The organism is Corynebacterium sp., assembly GCF_012837295.1.
In the GTDB taxonomy this organism is placed as follows: domain Bacteria; phylum Actinomycetota; class Actinomycetes; order Mycobacteriales; family Mycobacteriaceae; genus Corynebacterium.
This window is the reverse complement of the sequence record NZ_DURI01000205.1, coordinates 1-8,100: the sequence shown is the minus strand read 5'-3', so window position 1 is coordinate 8,100 and position 8,100 is coordinate 1. Positions and strand designations below refer to the sequence as shown.

Genomic DNA, 8,100 nt, shown 5'->3' with positions numbered 1-8,100 from the left:
CCTGGGACGTGGAGATGATGGCCACGCCCAGGCCGCCGAGGACCTTCGGCAGGTTGGTGGACTTCGCGTACACGCGCAGACCCGGCTTCGACACGCGGCGGACGCCGGCGATCGAACGCTCACGGGAGGGGCCGTACTTGAGGTTCAGGGTCAGGGTCTTGCCGACCTTGGCGTCCTCGACGCTGTAGTCCTCGATGTAACCCTCCTGCTTGAGGATTCCGGCGATGTTCGCCTTGATCTTGGACGACGGCATCGTGACGGTGTCGTGGTACGCGTTGTTGGCGTTGCGCACGCGCGACAGCATGTCGGCGATGGGATCAGTCATGGTCATGTTGAGTGACCGCATTCCTTTCTCGCTGCGGTTCCTTCCCACCCCATCACGTGATCCACGCGATTTTCGGGGCAACTGGCGCCAGCCGGGTTCAGTAGCCCGGTTGGCTCGCCACCCGATACGCGCGGGACGCTGTTTCGGGGCGGGGGGCCTTCAGCAAAGTTTCTGCTTGGCAGTCCGGCTCGGCCGCGCGGGTCGCCCCCGGGGAACCGGGGCACGGCTGATCGCGCGTCCATGGAGCGGACCGTTCGAACCTACCAGCAGGCCCCCTCACCTCCCAAATCGCTGCGGATGGTCCGGGGCGGGCGGGGGCGCGCGGGCGCGCGGCGGGCTCGGGTCCGGTGCGATGGACGGTTCAGCTTGACGACGGCCACGTGGGCGTCGTCAAGCCATCCCGTTCCCGCAAGACGCGGAAACCCCGCCCCGGGCCGGCCATGTGGCCGAACCGCGGGCGGGGAATGCGCGAAGAAGTCGGAGCTTAGAGCGCCGGGGCGATGATGTCGGCCATGGCGTACTGGCCCTTGATCGTCGGATGGTTGGTCATCGGGCCCATGGCCGGATCCTGGAAACCGGCGACGAAGCGCTGGTTGTCATCCGGGTTGCAGGTGCCGTGGCCGATGGTGGCCTGGTACACGTCGATGAAGTTCGCGCCGATGTTGTGCGCGGCGTTGGCGATGGAGTCGCGGAACGCCTCCTGGATCTGCGTGCCGCCCGGGGCCGGGATCGGGATGGTCGCGCCCGGCAGGTTGACCAGGCACAGCTGGTCGTTGGTGGCGTACTCCGGGTAGGAGGCCAGGTGGATCTGGACGCCCGGCGCAACCTCGCGGATGCGGTTGGCGGCGTGGCGCAGCTCCTGCTGGAACAGGGTGTCGTTCAGGTGACCCATGTTCTGCATCTTGCCCGCGACGTCGACCCACTGCAGGGCGTCCATGCCGCCGTACATGAAGACGACGTCCTGGGTGCCCGGGGCGATGTCGCCGTGCATGATCGCAGCCTCGACGTAGCCGACCAGCTGCACGATCGGGGCGCCGCCCATGCCGTTGCAGGACCAGTCGCCGAGGGACTTGCCGGCCTGATGGGCGGCGATCTTCGGCCAGTTCTCCATGTCGGTGGCGCAGTTGGCCACGATCGGGGTCTGGCCCTCCTCAAGGCCGCGCGGGCCGGACTTGCCGGCGTTGGCGGTGAAGGAGTCGCCGAAGGTGACGACCTGCTTGGCACCGCCGGCCGAGGCCGGGTTCAGGTTCGGGATGTCCGGGATCGCGGGGATGCCCGGAATGGCCGGGACGGCGGGCAGCGGCGGAAGGACGGACTGGGCGGCGGCCGCGCCGGCACCGAGGCCGAGGCCCAGAACCGTGACGGCGGCGATGGCCGCGGAGCGGACCTTGGTGGAGAAAGACTTCTTCATGAGTGGAAACCGTGCCGTTTCTTGAGAGCGGTGTCAAGTCGCGGGCCTGCGGTTCTTACCGCATGTTCATCCAGTGCCCAGGGATGCCGATGTTACCGTGTCGCCCGACGTTCGTGATCGGTTTGTTACAAACTGCAGGTGGACGGGATTCCGGAAGAGCATTGGTCCGCGCCATTTACACGCCATCATCGCCAACCGAACCTTCCCGACCCCCGCACTTGACCCAAACGTGATCTCCATCACACCGGTTTGACTCCACCCGAATTCGGGGACGCGTCCACCACTCCCCCGCAGAGCGTTCCACCTCGAGCGATCACCCCAACGTGCCGTCCGGCCCCGCCTTCGACGCCTCGGCGCCACTCGATCCGCCCGACCTCGCCCCACCCGACCTCGCCCGGCCCACTTAAGCGTCCCCGCCCGGCATCGCTGCCCCCGCCCCCGCCTCTGGGACACGGGCGCGCGCCGACGATCGGCATTTCGTGCCATATAGATGCCACCCTCGGCACGCCATTCGCGTTTGCGCAGGTCATGGGCTTCACATTTGAAGCGGTGGCACCTATATGGCACGAAACTCGGCGGGCCATGCCATCCGCCCGGCCGCGATCGACTGAGTGGGTTAGCGGCAGCCGGTGATTGGCGCGGACTGGTGATGGCGGACCACGTAACGACGAAAACGGCAGGCTGCAGGACGAGTTGCTGCGGGCCGCGTCGGGACGGCGGCGGCAGGCGGCCGGGCAAGTTGTGGCGCCCCCGGCGGTCACGCTCCACGCGAGCCGTCGCAAAGCCCAAGCGCCGGCACGAGGCACCCCGGGCACGACGAAACCCCCGCCTCCTCGAAAGGAAGCGGGGGTCGCGTGCGCTCAAACCATGGCGCGGAAATCAATCGGCGCCACCCGAAGGAACTAGTCCTTGTGCTGGGCGGTCTTGAACGGGAAGCCGAGCTCGCGCAGCAGCGCGCGGCCCTCGTCGTTGTTCGTGGCGGTCGTCACGACGGTGATGTCCATGCCGCGGGGGCGGTCCATCTTGTCGATGTCGATCTCGTAGAACATGGACTGCTCGGAGAGGCCGAAGGTGTAGTTGCCGTGGCCGTCGAACTGCTTGTCCGACAGACCGCGGAAGTCGCGGATTCGCGGCAGCGCCACGGTCAGCAGACGGTCCAGGAACTCCCACATGCGGTCGCCGCGCAGCGTGACGCGGGCGCCGATGGGCATGCCCTCGCGCAGCTTGAAGTTGGCGATCGACTTCTTCGCGCGACGCAGCTCCGGCTTCTGGCCCGTGATCAGGGTCAGGTCGTGGAGCGCACCGTTGATCTGCTTGGAGTCGCGCGCGGCCTCGCCGACGCCCATGTTGACGACGACCTTGGAGACGCCCGGAATCTGCATGACGTTGTCGAAGGAGAATTCCTTCTGCAGGTTCTCGCGGATCTCGGCGCGGTAGCGCGCCTTGAGGCGGGGGGTGTAGTTCTCGCTCATGCTTAGATGTCCTTCCCGGTGCGACGGGAGATGCGAACCTTCTTGCCGTCCTCATCGAAGCGGTAGCCGACGCGGGTCGGGGTGCCCTCTTCATCGACGAGCATGACGTTCGACACGTGGATCGGGGCCTCCTGGGTGACGATGCCACCGGACGAGGCGCCACGCTCCGGAGTGGAGTTCGCGACGTGCTTCTTGATCTTGTTGACGCCCGAGACCAGGACCTTGTCGCGCGTGGGGTAGGCCTCGATGACCTCGCCCTGCGCGCCCTTGTCCGGACCCGAGATGACCAGGACGGTATCGCCCTTGCGGATCTTCACTTAAATCACCTCCGGTGCGAGCGACACGATCTTCATGAACTTCTTGTCGCGAAGCTCACGCGCGACCGGGCCGAAGATGCGGGTGCCGCGCGGCTCGTTGTCGGCCTTGATCAGGACGGCGGCGTTCTCGTCGAACGAAATGTAGGAGCCGTCCGGGCGACGGGTCTCCTTCTTGGCGCGGACGACGACGGCCCGGACGATCTCGCCGGACTTGACGTTGCCGCCGGGGGCGGCCTCCTTGACGGTGGCCACGATGACATCGCCGATGCCGGCGAAGCGTCGGGTGGAGCCGCCGAGCACGCGGATGCACAGGATTTCCCTGGCACCGGTGTTGTCGGCGACCCGCAGACGCGATTCCTGCTGAATCACTACGGTTCTCCTTGACCTGGATTGCTGTGTGCGCCGGATTTCCGTCCCGAGCGCACGCGGTCTGATTCGGCTGCGAGCCTGGCGGGGGTCTCAACCGGGGCCGGGGTCGGGCTTGCGCCGTGCCTGGCCGCCGAGTTGACGCACACCGCCACTCGCAACCCGTGAATTATTGCATGGGCACCGGTGGCGGCCCAAATCGCGGCCGGTGGGCGGGCGCTTGAAAGCTTTGCTTGACGACGGTCCGGTCGCCGCCTCGTCCGTCCGGCCCGTCGTCGGCGCCGTTCCCGCTAGAAGAGGTACGGCACCAGCGCGCGTCGTTCCGGCGGGTAGTCGGGGAATTTGTCGTGGTACCAGCGATGGTTGCGGATGGCGCGGGGGACGAGGTTGGCCAGGGTCCACACGACGAAGGCGACCGCGGGCAGACACCACGCCATGATCGCGAACCCGGCCCATTCGATGATCTCGCCGAGCAGGTTCGGCGAGCTGACCCAGCGGAAGGCCCCGCCACGGGGGACTTTGTAGCCCGTCTCCCCCGGCGCGCGCAGGTGGATGAGAATCTGGTCGGACTGCCAGTTCAGCGCCATGCCGCCGACGAACAGCGCCAGCCCCACCAGGAACCGGGGGTCGGTGAGCCAATCGTCGGGGTAGTCGGCGAAGCGCGCGAACCAGTGACCGAGGAAGAAGCCGTTGACCCCGTTGAAGGCGATGGACGCGGCGACGGTGGCCAGCGGGATGGTCTTGCCCTTGGTCCGGGTGCGCAGCGGATATATGAAGGAACGGTTCACGTAGTGGACGGCGAAGAGCACGACCATCGCGCCCGCCGCCGTGGACAGCTCGTCTACGCGCCCGCCCAAGGCCAGAAACGTCGCCGCCAGGGAAAACAGGACGGTGGCCTCCATCACCACCCACCCGGCCCTGTTGGGCACCCGCGGGCCCCAGCCCTCTCCCGCATGGCGGCCGTAGGGCGCGGCGACGAATTGCAGCAGCACGAATGCCGCGACGCCGATGGCGATCCACGCCCAAACGAGAAGATCGAAGGTTTCCCTGCTCACCCCCCGAATTCTATGCCGAACGCGGAAAGCGGGTTACGGCGCCGAATGCGGGGAGCGGGAGACGGCGGTCAGGCGCGCTCGGCGATGGCGACGATGAAGTTGGCCTGATCGTCGAACGGCAGCAGGTTCCACGTGGAGAACCGGTGGGTGATGCGCAAGCCGGCCTCGAACGCGTCGGATTCGAACTCGTCGAGGGTCCAGCCGCGGCCGGCGCCGAAGCCCATCACCGCGCGGCCGTCGGCGGCCAGCGCGTCGCGGAAACCGATGAGCACGGCACCCCGGTCGGCGGGGTCGATGAAGGTCAGGACGTTGCCGGCGGCGACGATGACGTCGAAATCGCCCGTCGGGTGCCGCCCGTGTTCCGCCGCCGCCGGGTCCGCGTCGGCGTCGGCGAGCACGTCCGCCAGCCGCGCCAGGTCGCCGACCTTCCAGGTGCCGCCGGGCTGGACCTCGCGCGCGACGGAGATCAGGTACGGGTCGACGTCGACGCCGACGACGTTGTGCCCGCGCTCGGCGAGATACCCGCCGAGGCGACCCTGCCCGCAACCCGCGTCGAGGATGCGGCCCGCGCGCGGCGCCATGGCGTCGATCAGGCGCGCCTCGCCGTCGATGTCCCGGCCCTGCGCGGCGAAATTCGCCCAACGCTCCGCGTACCGGCGGGAATGGCCGGGGTCGGCGGCGACGATCTCGGACCAGGTGCGGTGCATGTTCATGACGTCCAGTATTGCGCACTCCCCCGCCGATCGCCGGAAGGGCGGCGCGCCGAGTCCCCGGGACGACGACGCCCCCGCCTCCCCGGCGAACCGGGGATGACGGGGGCGTCGTAAAGCGAAAGAGCCTTCGCGAAAGTCCGCTTAGCGGGCCTTCTCGATGATCTCGATCAGGCGGAAGTGCTTGTCCTTGGAAAGCGGACGGCACTCCTCGATGCGCACGCGGTCGCCGATGCCGGCTTCCTCGTTCTCATCGTGGGCCTTCACCTTGGAGTTGGTGCGCAGGATCTTGCCGTACAGGCGGTGCTGCTTGCGGTCCTCGAGCTCGACGACGATGGTCTTCTGCATCTTGTCGGACACGACGTAACCGGAGCGGACCTTGCGGGCGCCGGACTCGGTCTGGTTCATGTTTTCCTCGCTCATGCCGCATCACCATCGGTGGGGGCGGCGGACAGGCCGAGCTCGCGCTCGCGCATCACGGTGTAGATGCGGGCGATGTCCTTGCGGACGGCGCTCAGTCGACGGTTGTTGGTCAGCTGACCGGTGGCCATCTGGAATCGGAGGTTGAACAGCTCCTCCTTGGACTCCTTGAGCTTGGCGACCAGGCCATCGTTATCCAGCGAGCGGAGCTCGTGGGCGGGAATGCCGTTAGACATCAGTACTGATCCTCCTTCCGGACGACTCGGGTCTTGCAGGGAAGCTTCGCGCCGGCGCGCTTCAGCGCCTCGATCGCGGTCTTCTCGTCCGGGTAGGACATCTCGAACATGATGCGGCCCGGCTTGACGTTGGCGATCCACTTCTCCACGGGGCCCTTACCGGAACCCATGCGCACGCCGAGCGGCTTCTGGGTCAGCGGACGGTCCGGGAAAATCTGGATCCACACCTTGCCGCCGCGCTTGACGTGGCGGTTGATGGCGATACGGGCGGCCTCGATCTGGCGGTTCGTGATGTACGCCGGCTCCAGGGCCTGCAGGCCGTAATCACCGAACGTCACCTGGGTGCCGCCCTTGGCGACGCCGGAACGGTGCGGACGGTGCTGGCGGCGGTACTTGACGCGCTTCGGGATGAGCATTTAGCCCTCCTTCTTCTCGGAGGCCCGCTGGCGGCGCTGGCCACCACGACGCGGGCGCTCACGGCGGTCGCCGCGGCGCTGACCGTCGCGACCGGCGTTCATCTCGGACTCGCGGCGGCCACCGATGACGTCACCCTTGTAGATCCACACCTTGACGCCGATGCGTCCGAAGGTGGTGTGGGCCTCGTGGGTGCCGTAATCGATCTCCGCGCGCAGGGTGTGCAGCGGAACGCGACCCTCGTGGTAGCGCTCGGTGCGGCCCATCTCGGCACCGCCCAGACGACCGGAGCACACGACCTTGATGCCCTTGACCTGCGGCTGGCGCATGGAGGACTGGATGGCCTTGCGCATCGCGCGGCGGAACGCCACGCGGTTGGTCAGCTGCTCGGCGATGGACTGGGCGACCAGCTTGGCATCCGCGTCGATGTTCTTGACCTCGAGGATGTTCAGCTGGACCTGCTTGCCGGTGAGCTTCTCCAGCTCACCGCGGATGCGGTCGGCCTCCGAGCCGCGGCGACCGATGACGATGCCCGGTCGGGCGGTGTGGATGTCGACGCGAACGCGGTCACGCGTGCGCTCGATGACGACGTCGGAGATGCCGGCGCGCTCCAGGCCGGTGGACAGCAGATCGCGGATCTTGATGTCCTCGGCGAGGTAGTCGGCGTACTGCTTGTCGGCGTACCAGCGGGACTTCCAGTCGCTGGAGATTCCCAGCCGGAGGCCGTGGGGATGGATCTTCTGTCCCACTACTGAGCACTTCCCTTCTGGCTCTCGACGACCACGGTGATGTGGCTCGTGCGCTTGCGGACGTGGAAAGCACGGCCCTGCGCACGGGGGCGGAAGCGCTTCATGGTCGGTCCCTCATCGGCCCAGGCCTGGGCGATGACGAGGGTGCGGGGGTCCAGGCCGAAGTTGTTCTCGGCGTTGGCCGCCGCGGAGGCGACCAGCTTCGAGATCGGCTGGGACGCGGTCTGCGGGGCGTACTCCAGCATGGAGAGGGCCTCGGAGACCGACTTGCCGCGGACCGTGTCCAGCACGCGACGGGCCTTCATCGGGGTCACTCGGACGAAACGCGCGGTGGCGCGGGCGGAGGTGATGTCGTTGCTCATGGCTTATCGACGTCCCTTCTTGTCGTCCTTGATGTGACCCTTGAAGGTCTTCGTGGGCGCGAACTCGCCCAGCTTGTGGCCGACCATCGAGTCGTCCACGAACACCGGCACATGCTTGCGACCGTCGTGGACGGCAAAGGTGTGGCCGATGAAATCGGGGAGAATCGTGGAGCGGCGGGACCAGGTCTTGATGACCTGCTTGGTGCCCTTCTCGTTCTGAGCGTCCACCTTCGCAAGGAGGTGCTCATCGACGAACGGGCCCT

At 67.4% G+C, this 8,100-nt stretch carries 13 protein-coding genes; all 13 read right to left on the bottom strand.

The window, feature by feature from the left end:
- On the bottom strand, positions 1-331 hold a 331-nt coding region (gene rpsH / locus GX015_RS06825; RefSeq protein ID WP_291343824.1), incomplete at its 3' end, for a 30S ribosomal protein S8.
- Positions 332-809: 478 nt separating this feature from the next.
- Positions 810-1,736: a GDSL-type esterase/lipase family protein gene (locus GX015_RS06820; protein WP_291343822.1), complete on the bottom strand. Its 927-nt coding sequence runs from the start codon at positions 1,734-1,736 to the stop codon at positions 810-812.
- Between the two features lie 902 nt (positions 1,737-2,638).
- Positions 2,639-3,208 (bottom strand): 50S ribosomal protein L5, encoded by a 570-nt coding sequence (gene rplE / locus GX015_RS06815; RefSeq protein ID WP_291343820.1) that lies wholly within the window; start codon positions 3,206-3,208, stop codon positions 2,639-2,641.
- A 2-nt stretch (positions 3,209-3,210) separates the two neighbouring features.
- Positions 3,211-3,525 carry a 50S ribosomal protein L24 gene (rplX, locus tag GX015_RS06810; RefSeq protein ID WP_046650848.1) on the bottom strand — a complete coding sequence of 105 codons (315 nt, stop codon included), beginning with the start codon at positions 3,523-3,525 and terminating at the stop codon, positions 3,211-3,213.
- Entirely contained in the window at positions 3,526-3,894 is a 369-nt protein-coding gene (rplN, locus tag GX015_RS06805) for a 50S ribosomal protein L14 (protein WP_278826725.1), read from the bottom strand. It lies immediately after the preceding gene.
- Between the two features lie 287 nt (positions 3,895-4,181).
- Positions 4,182-4,946, bottom strand: coding sequence for a 3-oxo-5-alpha-steroid 4-dehydrogenase (locus GX015_RS06800; RefSeq protein ID WP_291343817.1), 765 nt, complete (start codon positions 4,944-4,946; stop codon positions 4,182-4,184).
- Positions 4,947-5,014: 68 nt separating this feature from the next.
- The gene (locus GX015_RS06795; RefSeq protein WP_366926250.1) at positions 5,015-5,659 is read right to left on the bottom strand and encodes a methyltransferase domain-containing protein; all 645 of its coding nucleotides are present in this window, start codon (positions 5,657-5,659) and stop codon (positions 5,015-5,017) included.
- Between the two features lie 141 nt (positions 5,660-5,800).
- Positions 5,801-6,079 (bottom strand): 30S ribosomal protein S17, encoded by a 279-nt coding sequence (gene rpsQ / locus GX015_RS06790; RefSeq protein ID WP_102213941.1) that lies wholly within the window; start codon positions 6,077-6,079, stop codon positions 5,801-5,803.
- Positions 6,076-6,312, bottom strand: coding sequence for a 50S ribosomal protein L29 (gene rpmC, locus GX015_RS06785; RefSeq protein ID WP_035121313.1), 237 nt, complete (start codon positions 6,310-6,312; stop codon positions 6,076-6,078). The genes rpsQ and rpmC overlap by 4 nt, the downstream gene beginning before the upstream one ends.
- Positions 6,312-6,728 carry a 50S ribosomal protein L16 gene (gene rplP / locus GX015_RS06780; RefSeq protein ID WP_291343813.1) on the bottom strand — a complete coding sequence of 139 codons (417 nt, stop codon included), beginning with the start codon at positions 6,726-6,728 and terminating at the stop codon, positions 6,312-6,314. Before rplP ends, rpmC begins: the two co-directional genes overlap by 1 nt.
- The gene (rpsC, locus tag GX015_RS06775; protein ID WP_046650853.1) at positions 6,729-7,475 is read right to left on the bottom strand and encodes a 30S ribosomal protein S3; all 747 of its coding nucleotides are present in this window, start codon (positions 7,473-7,475) and stop codon (positions 6,729-6,731) included.
- Entirely contained in the window at positions 7,475-7,837 is a 363-nt protein-coding gene (rplV, locus tag GX015_RS06770; protein ID WP_291343810.1) for a 50S ribosomal protein L22, read from the bottom strand. Before rplV ends, rpsC begins: the two co-directional genes overlap by 1 nt.
- 3 nt (positions 7,838-7,840) lie before the next feature.
- Positions 7,841-8,100 (bottom strand): 30S ribosomal protein S19 (gene rpsS / locus GX015_RS06765; protein ID WP_291343808.1); only part of this gene is annotated, 260 nt, incomplete at its 5' end.